This window comes from Algoriphagus faecimaris, assembly GCF_900101705.1.
GTDB lineage: Bacteria > Bacteroidota > Bacteroidia > Cytophagales > Cyclobacteriaceae > Algoriphagus > Algoriphagus faecimaris.
Genome location: NZ_FNAC01000009.1, coordinates 36,600 through 58,103 on the forward strand (window position 1 = coordinate 36,600; position 21,504 = coordinate 58,103).

Annotated in this window: 16 protein-coding genes; 10 read left to right on the forward strand and 6 right to left on the reverse strand. The window is 41.4% G+C overall.

Annotated elements, in window-relative coordinates; genetic code table 11:
• Positions 1 to 15: 15 nt before the first annotated feature.
• Positions 16 to 498 carry a DUF4293 domain-containing protein gene (locus BLQ57_RS06385; protein ID WP_087938501.1) on the reverse strand — a complete coding sequence of 161 codons (483 nt, stop codon included), beginning with the start codon at positions 496 to 498 and terminating at the stop codon, positions 16 to 18.
• A gap of 117 nt (positions 499 to 615) precedes the next feature.
• Between BLQ57_RS06385 and truA the strand changes: the two genes are divergently transcribed.
• The 7 genes from truA to BLQ57_RS06420 all read left to right on the forward strand — a co-directional run bounded on the left by truA (position 616) and on the right by BLQ57_RS06420 (position 7,048).
• The gene (gene truA, locus BLQ57_RS06390; protein WP_240507759.1) at positions 616 to 1,350 is read left to right on the forward strand and encodes a tRNA pseudouridine(38-40) synthase TruA; all 735 of its coding nucleotides are present in this window, start codon (positions 616 to 618) and stop codon (positions 1,348 to 1,350) included.
• A gap of 6 nt (positions 1,351 to 1,356) precedes the next feature.
• Positions 1,357 to 3,129: an ABC transporter ATP-binding protein gene (locus tag BLQ57_RS06395; RefSeq protein ID WP_087938502.1), complete on the forward strand. Its 1,773-nt coding sequence runs from the start codon at positions 1,357 to 1,359 to the stop codon at positions 3,127 to 3,129.
• Between the two features lie 45 nt (positions 3,130 to 3,174).
• Positions 3,175 to 3,762 (forward strand): hypothetical protein, encoded by a 588-nt coding sequence (locus BLQ57_RS06400; protein WP_087938503.1) that lies wholly within the window; start codon positions 3,175 to 3,177, stop codon positions 3,760 to 3,762.
• A gap of 2 nt (positions 3,763 to 3,764) precedes the next feature.
• A complete protein-coding gene (locus tag BLQ57_RS06405; protein ID WP_087938504.1) occupies positions 3,765 to 4,283 on the forward strand; it encodes a hypothetical protein in 519 nt (172 codons plus the stop codon).
• A 75-nt stretch (positions 4,284 to 4,358) separates the two neighbouring features.
• Positions 4,359 to 4,904, forward strand: coding sequence for a hypothetical protein (locus BLQ57_RS06410; protein ID WP_087938505.1), 546 nt, complete (start codon positions 4,359 to 4,361; stop codon positions 4,902 to 4,904).
• A gap of 98 nt (positions 4,905 to 5,002) precedes the next feature.
• Complete coding sequence (gene hemE, locus BLQ57_RS06415) at positions 5,003 to 6,025, forward strand: uroporphyrinogen decarboxylase (protein ID WP_087938506.1); 1,023 nt, start codon at positions 5,003 to 5,005, stop codon at positions 6,023 to 6,025.
• Positions 6,026 to 6,310: 285 nt separating this feature from the next.
• Positions 6,311 to 7,048, forward strand: coding sequence for a DUF6733 family protein (locus BLQ57_RS06420; protein ID WP_240507760.1), 738 nt, complete (start codon positions 6,311 to 6,313; stop codon positions 7,046 to 7,048).
• A 48-nt stretch (positions 7,049 to 7,096) separates the two neighbouring features.
• On the opposite strand, the gene BLQ57_RS06425 is transcribed toward BLQ57_RS06420, so the two are convergent.
• Positions 7,097 to 7,915, reverse strand: a complete 819-nt coding sequence (locus BLQ57_RS06425; protein ID WP_087938581.1) for an MOSC domain-containing protein — start codon at positions 7,913 to 7,915, stop codon at positions 7,097 to 7,099.
• A 23-nt stretch (positions 7,916 to 7,938) separates the two neighbouring features.
• On the reverse strand, positions 7,939 to 8,259 hold the full coding sequence (locus BLQ57_RS06430) for a hypothetical protein (protein WP_139162675.1): 321 nt from the start codon (positions 8,257 to 8,259) through the stop codon (positions 7,939 to 7,941).
• 81 nt (positions 8,260 to 8,340) lie between these two features.
• Here BLQ57_RS06430 and dnaK point away from each other — a divergent pair, with 81 nt between their 5' ends.
• Complete coding sequence (gene dnaK / locus BLQ57_RS06435; protein ID WP_087938508.1) at positions 8,341 to 10,260, forward strand: molecular chaperone DnaK; 1,920 nt, start codon at positions 8,341 to 8,343, stop codon at positions 10,258 to 10,260.
• A 123-nt stretch (positions 10,261 to 10,383) separates the two neighbouring features.
• Positions 10,384 to 10,758, forward strand: a complete 375-nt coding sequence (locus tag BLQ57_RS06440) for a co-chaperone GroES (RefSeq protein WP_087938509.1) — start codon at positions 10,384 to 10,386, stop codon at positions 10,756 to 10,758.
• 36 nt (positions 10,759 to 10,794) lie between these two features.
• Here the strand turns inward: BLQ57_RS06440 and hemB are convergent, their stop codons facing one another.
• On the reverse strand, positions 10,795 to 11,769 hold the full coding sequence (gene hemB, locus BLQ57_RS06445) for a porphobilinogen synthase (protein ID WP_087938510.1): 975 nt from the start codon (positions 11,767 to 11,769) through the stop codon (positions 10,795 to 10,797).
• A gap of 313 nt (positions 11,770 to 12,082) precedes the next feature.
• Between hemB and BLQ57_RS06450 the strand changes: the two genes are divergently transcribed.
• Positions 12,083 to 12,880: a tRNA 2-selenouridine(34) synthase MnmH gene (locus BLQ57_RS06450; RefSeq protein ID WP_139162676.1), complete on the forward strand. Its 798-nt coding sequence runs from the start codon at positions 12,083 to 12,085 to the stop codon at positions 12,878 to 12,880.
• A 187-nt stretch (positions 12,881 to 13,067) separates the two neighbouring features.
• Here BLQ57_RS06450 and BLQ57_RS06455 read toward each other — a convergent pair whose 3' ends face one another.
• Together BLQ57_RS06455 and BLQ57_RS06460 are read right to left on the reverse strand one after the other, a co-directional pair.
• Entirely contained in the window at positions 13,068 to 14,993 is a 1,926-nt protein-coding gene (locus BLQ57_RS06455) for a hypothetical protein (protein WP_087938512.1), read from the reverse strand.
• Positions 14,990 to 21,502, reverse strand: coding sequence for a coiled-coil domain-containing protein (locus tag BLQ57_RS06460; RefSeq protein ID WP_139162677.1), 6,513 nt, complete (start codon positions 21,500 to 21,502; stop codon positions 14,990 to 14,992). The genes BLQ57_RS06455 and BLQ57_RS06460 overlap by 4 nt, the downstream gene beginning before the upstream one ends.
• Positions 21,503 to 21,504: the final 2 nt, after the last annotated feature.

Genomic DNA, 21,504 nt, shown 5'->3' on the forward strand with positions numbered 1-21,504 from the left:
CTCTTTTTGTTTAATTCATCTGATCCGATCAACCGACCTGACGAGCGCTTCATCTTTTTTGATAAATCGATTAGCGAGCATATTGCACACCATCGCAGCTAAAATCACCCAAAAACCAAAGTGATAGGTTCCCCCGCTCGAGGCATTGAGCTCTGTATTAATTCCATTGGTAGTGAGAAAAACGGCTACTACCAAAGACACCATCACCAAACTATTAATCATATTAAATAGCATTTGCTTAGCTCGGCTTTTGTATTGAAAAATAGAGATCAGTGCCAAAAACCCAGCAAAAGCGGCCAAAGCAGAAAGATACCATTTGGATGAAGATTGAATCACCTCTCCATTGGCGTCCAAATTACTTAGCATAAATGCGGTCAATTCCCAAGAATCTCCCGTGCCGCTCCCTGTCTCTGTTTGACTCCAAAGCGATGTACCTACAGTAATCCCCATCGCTACCACTACCAAAAAGAGAAAGATGGTCTGAACTCGTTGAATCATAATTTCTATTTTTTTGCAAAGAAAAGTCCAAATCCCCGCTTTACCAAAGAAAGCTCAAATCAGAATCAGGTAGGAATTGTATCTTTGCGAACGATGAATAGTTCAAATAGGTATTTCATGGAGCTTAGCTATCACGGGGGAGACTTTCATGGCTGGCAGACCCAGCCCAATGCTTCTTCTGTACAAGCTACAATCGAACTAGCGCTATCAACTTATTTTCGTCAACCGATCGCTATCATGGGCAGTGGAAGAACGGATACCGGAGTACATGCGGCTATGCAAGTTTGTCATTTTGACTTTGAAGGCAGGATCGATCGGGACCGTCTACTCAAGGCACTCAACGGTATTTTACCAAAAAGTATTGCCATTCATCAGATTCGTCCCGTAAAACCCGATGCACATGCCCGGTTTGACGCAGTGGAGCGATCCTATTTCTACCGAGTGATCCCTCGCAAGAATCCGTTTTTGGAAGATTTTGCATGGCTTTGTTATCAATCTCCTGAGCCACATCGGATGAATACAGCCTCGAAAATCCTTTTGGAATATGAGGACTTTGAATGCTTCAGCAAGGTACACACAGAAGTCAATCACTTTCGTTGTCAAATTAAGTCCGCCTATTGGGAACAAAAAGAAGGGGAATTGTTATTCCATATAACCGCTAATCGCTTTTTGCGTGGTATGGTAAGAGCGATTGTCGGAACTTTGATGGAAATTGGCTTGGGAAAACGCCAACCTGAAGACTTGTCCCTGATTATTGAATCCCGAGACAGATCGAAAGCTGGAAAAGCAGCCCCTGCAAAAGGACTGTTTCTCAGCAAAATAACTTACCCAAACGACATCTATTTAGACTAGCAGACCTTGAGCTTAGAAAAAGAGAAACAATCATCTGGAGAAATCGTCGACACCCGAGTATTGCGGCAGCTCTATCGCTATGTACAGCCGTACAGGCCTCAGTTTTATTTTCTGATTTTTCTGACTATTTCGCTTGCTTTGCTGGCGCCTACCCGACCTTATTTTATTCAAGTGGCTATCGACGATTATGTAGCGATAGGAGATAGTCAAGGGCTGGTACGGATGATTTATATTTTAGTGGGATTGATGCTACTTCAAGCGGGAGTGCAGTGGGCTCACACTTATTATTCTGGTTGGATAGGACAAGTGATTATCAGGGACATCAGGATCAGACTGTTCAAGCATCTGCTCAAACTGAAACTCAAGTTTTTTGATAATACGCCAATCGGAAGGCTGGTCACCCGCAACATCTCTGACGTAGAAACATTAGCCGATGTGTTTAGCGAAGGCTTGGCTGCTATCATTGGAGATTTGCTACAGCTAGTCACGATTTTATCTGTGATGTTTTACATCGATTGGAAACTGACACTAGTGAGTTTGTGTACCCTTCCTCTGATGATTATTTCCACTTACATTTTCAAGGAAAAAATCAAAGTCACTTTCAATGATGTAAGAAATGCAGTGTCCAACCTCAACTCCTTCCTTCAGGAACACATCACTGGTATGAACATCGTCCAAATCTTCAATCGGGAAGATAGGGAGTTTGAAAAATTTAAAGAAATCAATCGAGAGCATCGCAAGGCACACATTAGATCAGTGCTATATTATTCCATCTATTTCCCTGTGGCAGAAATTATTCAGGCTATTGGGATCGGTCTGGTCGTTTGGTATGGGGCAGTAGGCGTACTGGGAATGGAACTTCAGATAGGGGTATTGATTTCCTTTATCATGTATTTGCAGCTGTTTTTCAGACCGATCCGAATGATTGCTGATCGATTTAATACACTTCAGATGGGGGTGGTAAGCTCTTCTCGGATTTTCAAGCTATTGGACAGCAAAGAACACATTGCCAATGAAGGGTCTTTTAAGCCTGAAAAGATCCAAGGAAACCTCTCTGTTCGCGATCTTTGGTTTGCCTATATTGATGAGGATTATGTCCTTAAAAACATCAATTTCGAGGTCAAAAGGGGGCAAACTGTAGCTCTGGTAGGCGCCACTGGTGCAGGGAAATCCTCCATTATCAATCTACTTTCGAGATTTTATGAGATCAACAAAGGAGTGATAGAAATCGACGGTACGGATATCCGACAATTTGAACTGGACACTTTACGAAAGCATATTGGAGTGGTCCTTCAGGATGTTTTCTTGTTTTCGAATACGATCTATTACAATATCACCCTGGGCAATCCATCCATCACCAAAGAGCAAGTCATGGATGCCGCCGAAATGGTAGGTGCACGAAAATTCATCGAGCGGCTTCCGGGCGGTTTGGACTATAATGTCATGGAGCGTGGATCCACGCTTTCTGTAGGACAGCGACAGTTAATTTCTTTTGTCCGTGCTATGGTTTATAACCCCGAAATCATCATTCTCGATGAGGCTACCTCATCCGTAGATACAGAAACAGAAGAGCTGATTCAGGACTCCATTGATAAGATGATGAAGGGTAGGACTTCAATCGTGATCGCTCACAGACTATCTACCATTCAAAAAGCAGATCAGATAATCGTGCTTCATAAAGGGGAGATTGTAGAGCAAGGAGACCACGATAATCTTTTGGAAAAGGGTGGTTTTTATACCCAACTGCATCAAATGCAACTTAAATCTATGGCAATCTAGCCTGGAATTTGCTCCCTAAAACAAGAAAACTAAACCAACAATATCGTGAAATACATAATTATCGCTGTTTTTGCTTTGATTCCATTTTTAAGCAATGCGCAAGAAAGAGGTGCCGGAGTACGAATCGGTGAACCCTTCACACTGACTTACAAGGATTTTATCGATGATTACTTTTCCTACGAAGTCATGCTTGGGAGTGGAGGGATCAATAGCGACAGTTATTTCCAAAGAGATTTTGATAGCAACCCACCTGCGTCTAATGCCTTTTATGTAGGCCATAGCGCCAGAAAAGGTGTATCAATTCACGCAAGAATGGCTTATCATGAGGACATTACGGATATGTTTGACATAGACCAAGGCTACCTCTTGGCCTACGGGGGTGTGGGTGCGCAGCTGAGAACTACTAGAGTGAACTACACCTATACGGAAGGACAGGTAGGAACTGGAATCGTCCCCGCAAGGGAAGAGCGAACAAACGCGGATTTCGGCCCGGAGGTTTTTGTCGGAACAGAATATTATTTTGATGAACTACCCATAGCAGTTTTTGCTGAATTAGGTATGTTTTTAGAACTTTTGGATAGAGTGGGTCATATCAAAGGCCAGGGCGGAATCGGTATCAGGTATCTATTCTAGGCATGAAAAATAAGCTCATCATTGCTTCAGTTTTACTTATCGTTTTGATTGGAGTGGGCTACTGGGTTTTTGACCAGCTAGGAGGCAACAATCCCATCCTTATTTCTAAAGTCAACAAGCAACCAGACCCGCTTTCAGGATTTTATTTTGTAGGAATACCTCAAGATGAAAGATTAGGAAAAGCATTTGAGGCTATAGAAATTCAGAAAAGCCTACACCCAGGCTCTCATTTACATACAATATACGAAGTAGAGCCGGCAGGGAAATTAGACACTATGAGGGTCTTTGTAGGTCTCAATGCGCTAGTTTCCGCTGACAGTATTTCCTTCAGGCAGTTTGAAGAAAAGGGATATTTGGTAGCAAAAATCTCCGGGAGCAAGTGGGTTATGCCCAGTCCCAAGACAGTCAAAAAGGAACTAAAAGCCTATGCAGACTCAGCTGAGCTTACACTGTCAGAGATTTTTATAGACAAAATCATCTCGGAACAAGAAGTTCATGTAATCGCTCCTATCAAGGACTAAAGTAGTTTTACATTTTTTAACCAAGCTTGGCATCTTTTTAGTGCAGGGAATGCTATCACTTTCAATCAAAAGAATATGAAAAGACTTAGTTTTGTTTTTAGCTTATTTGCTCTGGTTTTGTTCCAAGCTTGCGAAGGACCTCCAGGGCCTCAAGGCCCTCCCGGACTTGACGGTCTGGATGCTGTGAATATCGTGGCCACCACCTATGAGGTAAGTGTAGATTTCACAGGAGAAGAAAACTATGAAGCCATTTTTGACTGGCCGGAGGAGCTTGTCGAAAGTGATGTGGTACAGACCTATATCCAATGGGAAGTAGACAATAATGGCAACTCCATCTGGAGAGCTCTTCCTCAGACCGTATTTCTTCAAGAAGGCCCACTTGTATACAATTATGATTTTACTGTTTTTGATATTAGACTATTTCTTGATGGAGCTATCAACCCTTCAATTCTGGGCCCCGAATGGACAGATAATCAAGTTTTCCGAATTGTAGTCATACCATCTGATTTTCCTGACGCAAGACTGGACTTAACTGATTATGAAGCCGTAACCGAGTTTCTTGGTGTCACGGAAGAAGATTTCAAAAACAATACCTTACAGAGGAAAAAAAGCAACAACTAAACCAACTAAGACAAACAGGATTGAGGCATTGCAGCAATCCTGTTTTTTATTGCCTGATTTTTCTGCCCCAAATATTATTTGCTTCCTATCTTTGCAGGATGCAACTCCAAAACGATCTGCTGCTTCGGGCAGCCACAGGACAAAAAGTAGAACGCACTCCCGTATGGCTGATGAGACAAGCCGGGAGAATTCTTCCCGAATATAGAGCTGTACGAGAATCTGTTTCGGGTTTTATTGAATTAGCCCAGACACCTGAATTGGCGGCTGAAGTCACTATCCAACCTGTAGACTTACTTGGAGTGGATGCTGCCATTATTTTTTCGGATATTTTGGTGATCCCTGAGGCCATGGGTTTGCCCTATGAAATGGTCGAAAAACGAGGGCCTTGGTTTCCCCAAACCGTCCAATCTGAATCAGACTTAAAAAAATTGCGTATCGCCGATGGTGCCAATGACCTTTCCTATGTCATCAAAGCCATTGAGATTACGAAAAAAGAATTGGCAGGACGTGTTCCGCTGATCGGATTTGCCGGTGCACCTTGGACTATTTTTGCCTATATGATTGAGGGTAGCGGCAGCAAGACCTTTTCAAAAGCCCGCGCAATGCTATACACGCAGCCTGAGTTTTCGCATCGCTTGTTGCAGATGATTACCGACTCCACCATCAATTACCTGAAAGCTCAGATTAAAGCTGGTGTGGATTTGGTGCAAATTTTTGACAGCTGGGCAGGTATTTTGGGACCGGTACAATACCAGGAATTTTCGATGAAATACATCTCACAGATTTGCGGTGCTATCGACGAGGTGCCCAAAACTGTTTTTGCCAAAGGAGCATTTTTTGCGCGTGAGGAAATGGCAACATTAAACTGTGAAACCATTGGCCTAGACTGGAACATGGGTATAGCAGAATCCCGAAAATTAATCGGAGCAGAAAAAACACTTCAAGGCAATCTCGACCCAGCGGCGCTTTATGGTAATCCTGACCAAGTCAGAAAAGCTACCCGAGAAATGATGGAGCAATTTAAAGGATCACGGCATATTGCCAACTTGGGCCATGGTGTCTATCCAGACATCGATCCCGAGATGGTCAAAGTGTTTATCGAAACGGTGAAAGCATTTTAATACTCCCCTTTCAAAAAATTACTATTGAAGGTAGGACGTTTCCGTTCTACCTTTTTTTATTCTTTTCAAGGCAAAGAGGAAAGTGACCTTACCATTTCCGCAACAAAAAGAGCTCAAAATTGTATTATCCTAAACATTAGAGTCAATTTTTAACCTATATTTTATTAAAAAACTTGTTTTATTGTTTTTTTGGAATAATTTTAAACCAATTATCTGATAAAAATCATTGATTTTGATTTTTAAGGATAAAATTCAAACCTATTTTATACTCAAACCTATTTACACATGAAGAACAAGTTACAGTTCCGACCAGCCTCGGCATGCTTTCTCCTTTTAGCATTCCTTTCATTGGCTCAAATCAATCCCAGTCAGGCACAGGAAAAGGAGTTTAATTTCAGCGCTAGCCTTAATTCTGATCAGTTTTTTGGCTTTTATCCCACATTCGCAGGTTCTTACGGTTTTTCTGACAAAACCAGTTTCACTTTCTACGGCATTCTTTGGTCAGGAGGCACAGGTGGGAACTGGGGAAACTGGACTGAATTTGGAATAGGAGCCAACTTCGCAGCTGGAGAAGGGATAGATATCAATCCTCAGATCGGAGTTTTGGGTGGGAATCTCCTAAGTTCTGGAACCGTAGGTCCCTCTGTTTTCGGAGATGGCATTGTGCCTAATTTGACCATCAATCTGAATAAGGCAAAAACAGAAGGACAGCTCTATTTCGGTTATTATGCCCCCTTGAAAGACGAGACCTTTGCCGACGGCACTACACTAGCTTACATTCACTATTGGGTTAATTATGGATTTAAAGCCAGCCCCTTTTTCTCATTGGGAGCTCATTATGAGCATTTAATCAACTCCGGCGGATCCAATGTTGCTACCTCAACCGACGTCTATCAATGGCTAGGCCCTTATGTGCAATTTTCTGATCCTAATGGTGGTCCTTTTGCACGGTTTTCATTTGGAACCGACTTGGTGGATGGCAATGATTCCTTCTTTAAGTTGACTACAGGCTTTTCCTTCTAAAAAAAATCACTTCCGATCAAAGGCTGTCTACTAAAAGGACAGCCTTTTTCAATCTTTATAGGCTATCACCTTAATGAGATCCCCCACTTTTATCACACCCTCGGCTAAGGCAACCATATTTTGACCAAAAAGTACCTTGTGGTTAAATGATCGATAAGCTGCCAACGTTCTGAGCGGCTCTCTTCCAGCTTCTCCACTCTGCTGATCCACTGTTATCATGACGCATCGAGCACAGGGCTTGACGATTTGAAAAGACACTTCACCAAGTTGAATCTGCTTGAGCCCATCCTCTTCAAAAGCTCCCCCGCCGGAAAAGACGATATTCGGTCTAAAACGATCCATCTTCACAGGGGATTCCAGCCGAGAATTCAACTCATCTAGCGAAGCCTGCCCGATAATCAAATAAGGCATCCCATCGGCAAAACTGACAGACTCTTGATTAACTGCATATTTTGGACTGACTTGACGTCGGGTTTGATCAGTCATTTTCACCAAAAAAACCTCAAAACCCAAATAATCAGAAAACCATTGATCGTATTCTTCACCAACTCGCCGAGCCATCATTTGATCATCCCAAACTGTCACGGAAATCTCATCGGCAGTAACTTGGTCAAAGGGGATTAAAATAGAATTATCAGTCGCAGATTTCTCCGAGACAAACAAGGCCTGTCCCTTCAACTCCACTTGAAGCAAGGCTAATTTGGGATGCTTTCTCTGAGAAACAAACATACCGTCGGGGGTCACTAGCATCCACCTCCTGTCATGAAGAAAGCCCCTTTCACACACCTCGGCCTCTGTTAACCGAATGCCTCCTAAAGACTTGATTGGATAAATAAAAATATCTTGGACCCTAAGCTCTTTTGTCATATTTCCTGTATTCTCATTCAATATTAAACTTCCTGCAGGAATTCCCCGCAGGTATTCTCAAGAATTTTTGATAAATCAAAGCTCTCCAGCTCTCTAATGTTTACACTATTTTTACTCAAAATAAACAGGGATAAAATAACCAAGGCGAGCAGCCAGCGTAGCTTTTCTTTTAGAACACTTTTTGAATTTGCTTTCATCTCATGGACAAGATGAAGATCCAGTGGCATAGGTTGCATCGACTTAAAGCAAAAAACTGTCAAAATCACGACAACATTCCGTAGGACTGTGTCAAAACTAGCCGGATAAACTAAAAATCTGCCAACTTCTCTGACAATCTGACACAAAAATTTATTGAAAATGAGATGGCACAAGCCTTGAAGCAGGAGAGGCATATCGAATAAGCAACTAAAATAAAATTCATAATCATGGGAAAAATTATAGGCATTGACTTGGGTACCACCAACTCCTGCGTAGCAGTAATGGAGGGTAATGAACCTGTAGTCATCCAAAACAGTGAGGGAAGAAGAACCACTCCATCAATTGTGGCTTTTCTTGATAATGGAAATGGAGAAAGAAAAGTAGGTGATCCTGCTAAACGTCAGGCTATCACCAACCCTGCCAATACCATTTCATCCGTAAAGCGGTTTATGGGTAAAAAATTCTCTGAGGTTTCTGATGAGAAAAAACATGCCTCCTACAAAGTGGAGCAAGGACCCAACGATACCGTTGCAGTGAAAATAGGAGATCGATCCTACACTCCTCAAGAGCTTTCAGCTATGATTCTTCAGAAAATGAAGAGCACAGCTGAGGATTTCTTGGGACAAGAAGTAACAGAAGCAGTGATTACTGTTCCTGCATATTTCAATGACTCTGAGCGCCAAGCTACCAAAGAAGCTGGACAGATCGCGGGACTTGAAGTGAAGCGAATCATCAATGAGCCTACTGCCGCAGCTTTAGCTTACGGTATGGACAAGAAAAACCAAGATATGAAAATCGCGGTGTATGACCTTGGCGGTGGTACATTTGATATTTCTGTATTGGAATTGGGCGACGGGGTTTTTGAAGTAAAGTCTACAAATGGTGATGTTCATTTGGGTGGTGACGACTTTGATCAAGTGATCATTGACTGGCTAGCTGATGAATTTAAATCGCAAGAGGACATTGATCTGAAACAAGATCCTATGGCTCTTCAAAGATTGAAAGAAGCTGCTGAAAAGGCCAAAATCGAACTTTCTAGTTCGTCTTCCACAGAGATCAACCTGCCTTATATCACGGCTACTCAATCCGGTCCAAAGCACCTAGTAACCAATCTGAGCAGATCAAAATTTGAGCAATTGTCTGAGAATCTGGTCAAGAGATCAATGGATCCTTGCAAGAAGGCTTTGGCAGATGCCGGAATGAATCCATCTGACATAGATGAGGTAATTTTGGTAGGCGGATCTACACGAATCCCAAAAATTCAGGAAGAAGTTGAAAAATTCTTCGGCAAAAAGCCTTCTAAAGGTGTAAACCCGGATGAAGTAGTGGCCATCGGTGCTGCTATCCAAGGTGGTGTATTGACTGGAGAAGTGAAGGATGTACTTCTATTAGACGTTACCCCTCTTTCTCTAGGTATCGAAACTATGGGTGGGGTCTTCACTAAGCTGATCGAGTCTAATACGACCATTCCTACCAAGAAGTCTGAGGTGTTCTCCACCGCCGCTGATAATCAGCCTGCAGTAGACATTCACGTGCTTCAAGGTGAACGCTCCATGGCCAAGGATAACAGAACCATCGGAAGATTCCAGCTTTCAGACATTCCGCCAGCACCAAGGGGGGTACCTCAAATCGAAGTAACCTTTGACATTGATGCCAACGGTATCCTGAATGTATCAGCAAAAGATAAAGGAACTGGAAAAGAGCAAAAAATCAAGATCGAAGCTTCTTCAGGACTTTCTCAGGAAGAAATTGACCGAATGAAGAAAGAAGCGGAAGCTAATGCAGCTACAGACAAAGCAGAGAAAGAAAAAATCGATAAGCTGAATTCTGCAGATAGCTTGGTTTTCCAAACTGAAAAGCAGCTGAAAGAATACGGTGACAAGCTTTCAGAAGGAAATAAAACAGCCATAACAGGCGCCTTGGAAACGCTTAAATCAGCTCATCAATCTCAAGATCTAGCAGGAATCGACACTGCCATGGAAGGCTTGAATAAAGCTTGGGAAGCAGCTTCCCAAGAAATTTACAATGCCACCCAAGGTGCGGGAGCACAACCTGGAGCAGATGCGGGCGCAAGTGCTGAAAGCAACGAATCAGGCGACGGAGTTTCTGACGTGGATTACGAAGAAGTAAACGAAGACAAAAAGTAAGAATACTAAACCAACAGATAGATTACAGTCTGCTGACAGTAATCTACTTAAAATAGAGAGCCAAGAGTCAAGATGAAAATCTAGAATCTTGGCTCTTACTTCTTAACGCTAGATAATTAACTCATGAAGCTGACAGCAGATAATAAATTGACAAAATTGATTGTAGTAGGTGATCGGGTTTTGATCCGATTAAAAAAGCCTAATGAAAAAACCGGGTCAGGGCTATATCTTCCTCCAGGAGTCCAAGAAAAGGAAAAAGTTCAGCAAGGGTATATCATTAAAGCCGGTCCCGGATACCCCATTCCCATGCCTGTAGAAGATCATGAGCCATGGATGGATAATGAAGAAAAAGTCAGGTATGTGCCACTACAAGCCAAAGAAGGAGATTTAGCAATATTCCTGCTCTCCGGAGCTCATGAAGTGATTTATGAAGGAGAAAAGTACTTTATTGTTTCTCAGGGAGCTATTTTGATGCTTGAGCGAGAGCAAGACCTTTAACTCTACCCTATCACATTTCTACCAAAAGCGCTTTTTTTATTTCCCAATTACCAACTGAGCATATTCCTTAGCAAAGTAGGTTAGGATAATTTTTGCTCCGGCACGCTTGATACTGGTGAGCATTTCTACCATTGCCCGATCATTTTCTAACCAACCTCGCTCTACAGATGCCTTCAACATAGAATATTCACCGGAAACATTGTAAGCCGCTATGGGCAAAGGAAAATTAGTATGCAAAAGCTGAATAATATCCAAATAGGCCAAGGCTGGCTTTACCATCAAAAAATCTGCTCCTTCTTGCGTATCAAGTTCAGCTTCAATTAGGGCTTCCTGACTATTGGCAGGATTCATCTGATAGGTTTTTTTATCTCCAAATTTAGGCGCAGAGTCCAAGGCATCGCGGAAAGGTCCGTAAAAAGCACTGGCATATTTAGCTGTGTATGACATAATCGACGTTTCGGTAAACCCATTTTCGTCCAAAATTTGACGAATATAGCCTACCCTTCCATCCATCATATCGGATGGGCCCAAGATATCCACTCCTGCTTCAGCTTGCGCTAACGACATCCTTCCCAAAATCTCCAATGTCTCATCGTTGAGAATTTTCCCATCCTTTACCAATCCATCATGACCATCACTACTGTAAGGGTCCATGGCTACATCAGACATCAGGCAGATTTCAGGAAATTCTTTTTTTATTTCACGAAGGCCTTTGAGGTAAAATGTCTCCGGATTATAGCTTTCTGTGGCTGTAGTGTTTTTTAACTCTTCTGGATATGCAGGAAAAACATCAATTGCTTCAATCCCCAACTTCATGCAGGACTCTATTTCCCTGAGCATAGTATCAATGGAAAACCGATAAATCCCTGGCATCGAGTCCACAGCAATTTTCTTACCCGAACCTTGTACCAAAAACATTGGGAAAATAAGATCCTTCACAGATAGTGAAGTTTCTTCTACCAAATTGCGAATTGCTTGGGACTTTCGATTTCTACGGGGACGGATGTTCATGGTGTTTAAAATTCTTTCCTCAAAGGTACAATCAAAGCTTCCTTTCTTAAAATCCTGAAGAAAGATTCCTAATGATCTATAAGAGAAATTGATAATTGATTAAATTATCCAAAAGTATTCCTGAATGAAACAAGTTAAATACATCGATTCGATAATTGGACAAAGTCAAAATTTTCACTGTCTAGACACCCGAGATCAAGAGTCTATTCAAGCTATCCCCAACCCACTTTTTAAACCCATATTTTTTTTAACCAAATCAGAACTACTGCAACTTAAGCGAAAAGGATTTCAATCCAACATTGGTCAAGAACTAATGAAAAAGGTGATTAATCTTGAAAAAGATATGAATTCCAACAAACCCTTACTTTTATTTGATGAGGCTCCCCACCTTGTGAGTCAAGCTATTTGGCAACATTTTCGGCCGAATCATCCAATTTTTATTTATAAAGGAGGAGTAAAAAAGCTTCTCAATGAAGCAAAGGCAATCTTTGATCAACCATTTAATTTTGTCGTCTTATATGGAAAGACAGGTGTAGGAAAAAGTGATGTTTTGTCCGAATTAAAAACTAAAGGAAAGCAAGTACTAAATTTAGAACAAGTAGCCAATCACCGAGGCTCTACTTTCGGAAATCTATATCAGCTCAAGCAAACCCCTCAAGAGAGCTTTGAGATAAAACTTGCAGCAATTTTAAGCCGCTTTAATCCTTCCCACCCCATTTTCACTGAATTTGAACTGCCGAGTTTGGGGAAAAATATAATCCCTTTAGGAATTATGAATCAAATGGAAAATTCAAAAAAAGTATTAATCACACTTTCTAAAGCAAAACGAATAAATCGCCTTGTAAATGATTATGCCGGAGTAAATGACAGGGAATTAGGCCGAGGTATAGAAAGCCTCAAATCAAGACTAGGTAAAGATAAATCCTTGGAAATAAAGCGGGATTTAGACAAAAAACAATATGCCAAAGTCGCCGAAGGCCTACTGGAATATTTTGACAATTCAATTTCCTATCAAAGTACTTCAAATGAGGACTTACTGTACCAAATAGAAAACGATGCAGTTTCTGAAACAGCAGAAAAACTCTTGAATTTATTTAAAACAACTGACTAAAGGATAAAATAAATGCGTCTCCCGTAGAAGACGCTACTGTGCCAAAGAGATTCATTGCATTACTCGTTGTTATGCTGTTATCAGACTTCAATTTTCCGTTTTCTTCTCTTAATTGCTCAGATTCCGACACCGAAGTGCGTTTATTTTTACTAAAGTTTAGTTTCTCAATTTTCTCTAATTTAATACTTTATGAATTGTTTTCCAAGACCAAATCAAATCTTAAACCGCTGCTACCCTCTCCTCTTCCTGTTCGCTTTCTTCTACCATACCAGGTCACTATTTTACCTTGATACCATCTAGTTCTTTGATAGGTAGCGGTCAGTTTCACGCCGGCCCTCGGGACTTCTTCCTCATTTATAAAAAGTGCTGAATTTTGGTCATCTAGCTCATTAATTCCAGCCCTTAATAATTCCGTCCTGGGACGGATGGCATGAGGTGCGAAAAGCTCATGAATTCGTGGCATGGAGGCCCTTTGAAAATGAATTTCACGATTAGAGCCTGCTTGATGAACAGGTATAAAAGGAATCCAGTTTTCACTCACGCTATTACCCAACTGATATTTCAATGCTGACTTATAAGTCGATGCCTTGTTATAGATGGTTTCTAAATTGACTTCTGGTAAATTTATTTCATCTGGAACAGCTGCTTTTTCTTTCATTTTTTCAAATAATCCAGCCAAATTCCCTGCTGCTTCGTATCCATCTAAAGCTTCTCCAAGCCCATCAGGCACTCTGGTCTCAATCGCCCAGACCAAATTTGCCATCTCATCCCTGATAAATTTAATTTCCTCCAAAGAATCACTTTCAAGGGTTCTCGCTATGGCAGGTGGGAGCAATATTCGCTTATCAAATTCAGGTATCTCAAATTCTCCCTTCTCGACAGTCAGCGAATACATGTTCCAGTCATTCCAGTCATTCCCTGCTTGATGTGCCGGTTCTACAAAATAATTTAACCCAAAGGTGTCTCGCACGAGCACTCCCTCCACCTCTGCAAAACTTCCAGTCGGAACATCATAAGGTATGGAAAGCCAATCATTGCTGTATTGAAGGGCATATTGAGTTACTAAAATTTTTGCAATATCCGTGTCAGATGCTTTGAGATTACCCAGATCAATAGAACCATCTTCCATTTCCCACCATCTCGAGGCCGGCATTCCGGCAAAAGAAGCTTCGGTTGGAATCATGGTAAGTACTTCTCGTTTTTTTATATTTTGATCAAAAGTTTTTCTCTGGCTAGAGTTCTTTTTACTGATATCAAAAGAATACCAATCCAAATGCCCTTGAAAATACTCTTCCGCATTCAGTTCTGTTTCGCCATCATTGCCTTCATCGACATATGTTTTAAAGCTGTATTCCAGACGCTCAGGGTACCAGCAGTTTTCTTCCTTACTTTCTGGTAAATTCAGTTCCTTACGCACAAAGGCTATCCATCTTTTAGCGGCTTCTTGAGCAATATTTTTGTGTTTTAATGCAATAAATTTATCCGTGGTAGCTGTCTGATTAGCGGAAAGAACTAGGCTACTCACCTTAGAAAAATCCCCAGAAAGAAAATCCCATAAGCGCGCGCCATTGAGTGCTCTTCCTGCCACGGAGCGCAAAAACGAAGTAGCTTGTTGTAAGCTTAATACTCGCGCTTTTGCTGTCGTTTCAGAAGCATTCTCTTGATGTGAAATCTCTGGAACAGAGAATGGGAATTTATCAATCAATGCTTTTCGATATTCGCCCTGAGCGTAGCTTTGAGATTGAGGAGCTTTGCTTCCTTCATTATCTAAAATCTGAAGGAATTTTCTTCCCAATTGAGTCGCTTTTTTTAAATCAATGGTAGGAATCAGTCGCTCAACACGGGTCTCTAATGGTATATCCTCTGAATAGGCTTGTTTTGGACCGTTAGCTTTCGAAAAGCCAGTCATCCGCACGGTATTAATTGCCACCTTAGCAAAAATGGCTGAACCTGCATCCTCCCCTTTTAGCTCTCCAAACTGATATTGTCTAGCTAACATCCAGAGGGGATCATGAACTTTGGCCGCTAAAGCATCTTCTAGTTCTTCTTCCCTAGGCCTTCCTTCTAGTCGATTATATGCCCTAAAGGGCTCACAAGGATCGTATTTTATCATGATTCTTCGGGTTCAAATCCATCATTGACACTGGTAAAGTCTATATAAAAACCGAGCTTTTGCTCGTCACCTTGCTGTGAATTATTGCTGCTGTCCTCATCTGATTCGGCCAGCTTCCTTGCAAATTCATCATCTCCAAATGCCAATGCCGATGTAGCGGGTAAAAGCTGTGAATACATGGACTCCTCTACATGGTCAGGCTCAATGGACCTTAATTTACTCAAATTAAAGGCCTCTTCGACACACAAGGCCAACTCCTCAAAGTCCCACTTCCCCTTTTTCTCAGGAGGCACTGCCAATAACAAACTTTGAGGAGCACGAGAATCCGGTTGGTTGAAATGAAAGGCCAGACCGGTCGTTTGCTTCTGGTCGGGGATTATCTCGGTCCACTCATCCAAAAACAGGGCACAAGATTTTTGCTGCAAAGCTTCATACCCAAAAATCAACAAAGACAGTCTATCTCCATTAGGTTCAAAATCTTGCGGGTACTCTGCACCCAACCAATACTCTCGATCAGAAACCTGCGGAAGATTGTTCATATCAAATGGTAACTGCACGGGTTTAAAACTGATAGAATTTCCATGTAAAACTTCATCAAGCATAGAAGCCGTCTCCAAATGAGAAAGCCGGTTTCGGACATGGGAAATCTCAGACCACCAATCTTCAAGAAACAATTCACTTTCTTGATTTCTAAATGGCCCTTCAGAAAGTGGCAAAGTCAACTGAGCAGAGATATCACTTTCATTGCTGACGGTAATTTCAGGCAGCATTTTAAACCCACTCCCGAAGAATTTCTTACAAAACTCAACACTAAACTCCAGCCACTTGGACTGATCCGCTTCTAATTCGAATTCTGCAAATTTCGTGTCTGCGAAAGCTAAATTTTCTAACATTTTAGCTTTTGCAGATACTAATCGTTGTGCCATTACTAAAATATCTTCCTCCGGGTCTGAGGGATAAAATCCAGAAAAACCAAATACACTAAGTGTCTTTAAGGAATTAAAGGCTACTTCTTTTTCAGCAGGGCTATAACTTGTCTTACCTGATTCAAATGGCGATATCACATCCAACAAATCCCTGTAATCCGCATAGGTTTTTTTCATCCTCTCTAAAAGATTCTGCGTATCCACACCGGCTGATTCCATACCAAAATTGATTTCCTCTTCCGGCACTCTATAGTCTCTGGCATCAGCAGAACGAGATGCACCGATTATCTTTCCTAAATGCTGAAGTAAAGAAACTACTTCTCCGAAACTCAAATCTGAAGGGGCAGCCGGAGCATTGAAAAGCAATTCGATCTCGAGGTCTACCTTGATCCCTGAATCTCTCAAAAAATCTAAACACCTCGCTTTTAACTCCTGCTGACTATCTTCTCCGCCAGTCACAATAAGTAATACCAAATCTATGGGTTGAAGATCTAGATCCAATAAATTCATTTCAGATTCGACTCCATCAATTTTTACCTTCCACGTAATCTTAGTAGGATCTCCAATTTTGGAAGCAAGCCAATGATTAATGGATGGCTCGGCTTTACCCCTAGGACTTAAAGTCACCCCAGACCAAGGAGAATTCGTGGTCTTAACAAGGGGTATTTGAACTAGAGCACGATGTGTTACCATGACACCTTGTCTCATACTCCTGATAATATCGGGATCCAGGTTAACCTTTCCTTCAGCTATGGCATCTAGCACGGCACTTGCCTTTACATGATTCCCTCGCACCAATTGATAAACTCCCTCTGCGGTCATCAGGTCCCCCAGTGCATCAAATGCATCCGCCATATTATCCAGCTCATGAATAATAGCTTTGAGTTTTTTACGCTCTAATGCTGGAGTGGAGCCAGCGCCGGGGTTACTAGGGTTTGGAACTTGGCTAGCTAGATTCCATGGATATCCTCTGAAACCTGTAGGGTTTACTCCCTCATTGATAATATTATCCACCAAAGTTTTATTGGGATCCAAAAGACCTGATTTACCCAAGAATTCTTCAAAATGATCAATCAATGCTAACCCATCCACCACATTTGCCGCTTTGAGGGATTCTGTCTGAGTAGTATCTTGGGGATCTACAGAGTCATCCGAATAGGTTGGAAATTTTCGTCTTAATCGATAAATGTATTTATCCATTTCCAAGGGTTTACCTTGGCCATCTTTGTATTTTTCATGTAGGGCTCGTTCAAACATGTACCCTAGAAGTGCCCCTATTTCTTGGCCATTTCCGACACCCTCTAAAAGATGAAGTGCCTTTCGGATTCTGCTTGATGTAAGATTGATGGCTAGCGCATTATTAGTATCCCCTTTGGCTTTTATTGAATTATAACCCGCTCTCAATACAGCCGCTGTTACAGCATGATTCATACTTGGACCATGAATAAATCCCTGACTATCCGGCAGCCGAGTGACTGGTTGTCCATTTGAAGATTCTAGGCCCTCGGGCAAAGCAGAGACGACTTCATGTGGGGATTTCTCTCTTCTCAAATCATGGACAAAACCATACGCACCAAGGTAGGTCCCCGAAGACTTCACTTTTCTCAACTCCCTTAATCGGAAATCAGACAATCCTGTCAACCAAGCATCAAGTCTATAACTCACCAAGTCAATATGAGAAGCCAAAAGACGCTCCAAAGTCCCTACATCCAAGTCCTTCAAAACATCCATAGCATTAGTAGCATAAGTAGACCGATCATAGACCAATGCCCCACGTAACAAGGCCATTAAAACAGAATACTGGACTTGTGTTTCACCTTCTACTTCCACCTTGGGCAAATCAGAATACTTCAGTTGGGTAATTTGATTTAAAACCGGTGCTTGGGTTAACCATTCTATGTAGTTAAACTCCTTGTCAGTCTGCGCAAGATTATTCCCTAATCTTGGATCTTGTACCAAATGTCCCAATATAAAATTGCCCTCTGAGAATCTGTTTTTATAAATCGGGGATTTTGAAATCGCATTATTACGGAGATTAGTCGAGGTATGTCCTAAGCCTTGAAGAAGCTGACTGTAGGTATTGGCAACCTTACTTGGACCAAAAGCATCATGAGTTAGGTCCCAGTTTACGGTAAACCCCAGGCCCTCTCCTCCATCTGGATCCTGCCACCTATTGGCTGCATTGACGCCAAATCGGAAGAAAAACTCTTTCGAAAAAGGCTCCAAGCCCAGTATTTTCATAAACTGGCCCTGCGGATTGCTACTGTATTCAGAACTATTGATCGTGATAGGACGATGGGGGAAATTTTCAAAAGCCACTTTGGTCTGCTTTAAGAACAAGGTCAGATTCTTGATATAATTTGATTCTGTTCCTTTTTTCAATGCCCCTTGAGATTTAAAAAGCTTCACCGGACTCACAGGTATCACTCCATAAGGCTGATTATCCACTCTGAAAACAGGAAGCGTTCCGATAGCGGAAACATGATGAAGCATAAAGAGCATCGTCTGGTTGATATCATAATTCTCCAGAAGATTATTCACCATTACCCTAAAATAATATTTAAGTGTAGATCCAAATAGTGCTCGATTCATTGCTCTGCCATGGCAAATATCCTTCTTATCATAATTTCGGATAAGATTTGTCAAATCGATAGGCAACCCCAATGCTTCCTGAAAAAACTGACCATCAGAAATCGACAACTCGTTTGCATCATCGAAGCTACTGGGATATACTTCTGGCTTATCCCCAAAAAACACCTCATAAGCAGCATCAAAATCATTATCCAGCGCACGATAAGGAGATTTCACTTTTTCCGTATTATTGGTTGCCGTGCCCAGCGGAAGATATTCAAATCCACCCTCAGAGTAGAGATGATTAGTAAAAAGCTGATTAATTAGATCTTGACTTTTCTTAGCATCCTTATTTTGGACACCATAGGCCATCACTAGATCAAACCCTTCGTCAAAGTCTGTTTTGTCCAAGGGTATCTTCACACCCATACCCGCCTCTACCGCTGCTTCAAAATCAAACATCCAGCTGAGTTCCTTAGGCACTTCCAAGTCTCCATTAGCCAAATGATTAAATTGTTCAAACTGATTACCACTCGGGTCAAGGCTCAAGGGTAGCGGATTCGGAATGGTTTTACCTGTGACGATATGTTGATAATCATTCCCTCTTTTGGTCACTACTACAAATCGGTCAGGCATCGCCTTTGTCATTCCTGCCCGATCCCAGCTTTTATCTTTTTTCTCTACTTTAGGAAAAGTGAGATTGGGCCGGAAGGGCTCATTCAGTGACATTAAGTTTGACTTATAAAACTCATAAACAATTTTTCCCGATTCATTTATATAGACTGCTAGCTGCTTCAAACTCGCTTTTTGTTCAGCTGAAGAGCGAGTAGTTACCCAACTTCCAATCAAATCGATCAACTCCTTGAAATAAGATAAAGCTTCGTCTAAGGTCTTCTTATTTTCACTACAGACTGTAAATCTTTGGGGTGATAAAAATTTCTTGATCTCCCTTGGAGCACCTTTAAATGAATCCAGAAGCGTTCCGATTTTAGCCTCTGACTTGGTCCTAGTCAAGACATTATCTCGATACCCCAATTCCTTTTTCAAATATGCATCAAACTGATTAATGACCTGCTCTACATCATTTTTCGAAACTTCTTCGGGCCTAAGGGTTTTGATCGCGTAGGCAGCACGACGCACACCTAAGCTCGATGCCGCAGCTCGCCAAGCCCCCTTCTCAGCCTCCTTCCTAAATGACTCTGCTTTACTGTATACTTCGTAGTAAAAATCTTGAGCTACTATAATTTCATCATCTGTAAAGCGCTCATCGTGATTATCAACCGCTATATCGTCGGGAAATATTCTAACCCATAGCTCCATTACTTCGGTGGAAGGAACTCTGAAAATTACCCGGTCCTTATGGGCTTCATAAAATCGGTCTCTTGGATCATTGATGTCCACTAGCTGATCCAGAATATGATTCTCTATAGCCACAAGAGAAGCATCCGCTGCCACTCTGCTTTCTTCTGATTCAGGAAGTGGATTGGCCTTGAGTACATTATTGACTTGATCCCTTAGGCTAAAGTAGGCGCTCTTCAACTGATTATATTCGCTGCGTGGAAGCAGAATAGTATTCGATGCTGAGATTTTAATCTTTTCCTGAAGTTCTATAAGCTGTGTATTCAAGACTTCCAGCTGCTTTTTAGGAGCATTCGTGGCAGAATGTCGGATTACATCACGGGCATTAAGCACACTGTGGCGAGTAGTGAGTGCTGAATATGAACTTAGCCTGATTTTATCTTCAGCAAGAATCTGGTTCTCAATTTTTTTAACTTTCGGATCAAGCTCTTTGAGATCGTTCAGATAAGCACTCAGCTGTTTATTGATTTTGGTTAAGGATGCTTTTTGGGCAGGGTTGATCACTCGTATCCTTGTTATATTCCTTTGATAGGTGATCAGTTGTGATTTTAATTTTGAATAATTTGACTTTAATTCCTTCACTTCTTCCAGCGAGCCTTCAAGAGGAATTTTAGCATTCGTATGGATGGTTTTGAGCTGGGTTCCCAGTTCTTTTTGTACTGATGACAAAGAACTATAAGATTTGATCCCCAAGCGATTTTGTCTCATCAAGAAAAAGTTGGCTTTGACGATCTGAGCATTCAGTTGTTTCACCGGATAGGTCTTTAGCTTCTCTTTGACCTTTACCACAGGGACATGTTCTTTTTCAATACGGGTTTTTAAATCATTGATTTTTTTTCGAAGCTCATATTCCTCCCGTTTTAAATCCTTGGTCCCAGTATAGCCTATTTTAAAATTAGTGAGACGCACATTTCCGCTTTTATGCTGTCTTTTGATATGGGAAATCTTACTTTGGATTTGTTTGATCATTTCCTCAGTGGCTGCAAAATCGGGAGCATCTGCCAAGGAGTCCAATTGATCAATCTGTTGATCAATGTTTTTTAACTCAGCATCTAATTTTGCAGCATTGATCTTATTGGAGACGAAAATCGCGTCAATACTTTTATTCAATTTTTCTAGGGCGCTGAGGTATTTTTTCCCTTTTTCAAAAATTATTCGAGAAGGAGTCTTGATGCGATTGATGGACTTTAGAAGCTCCTCTGCAGCATCTGATAGAACATTGATTTTCCCTTCATATCGTGTATCCTCCTCAACAATCTTAAGTACAGTGACAAGATCCTCTCCTGCATCTCTTAATACCAACTTATCGGCTCTTGTAGCTTCCTTTATTTTTGAAACCTGGTCAATAAGTCGCTTCAGCTCCTTGGCAAAGGCGTTTCTTTTAGTGGTAAGCTGAGATGAAGTGGGTTCTTTTTCAACCAAAAAAAAGGTCTGGATTTTATAAATCAAATGATAACTATCCTGAATAATGGCTCCGATATTAATCGTACCAGAAGTATCGGGCTTAATAATCCTCGAATATTTCATGAACTTGGTCTCAAGCCTGACGGGCAGCATCAAGACTGGATAATCATCACTCCGTTGATTAAAAGCCGCTTTAATATGATGAAAAGTCGGGTCGTTATATTTTCCTACGAGTTGAGGTATTGACATGG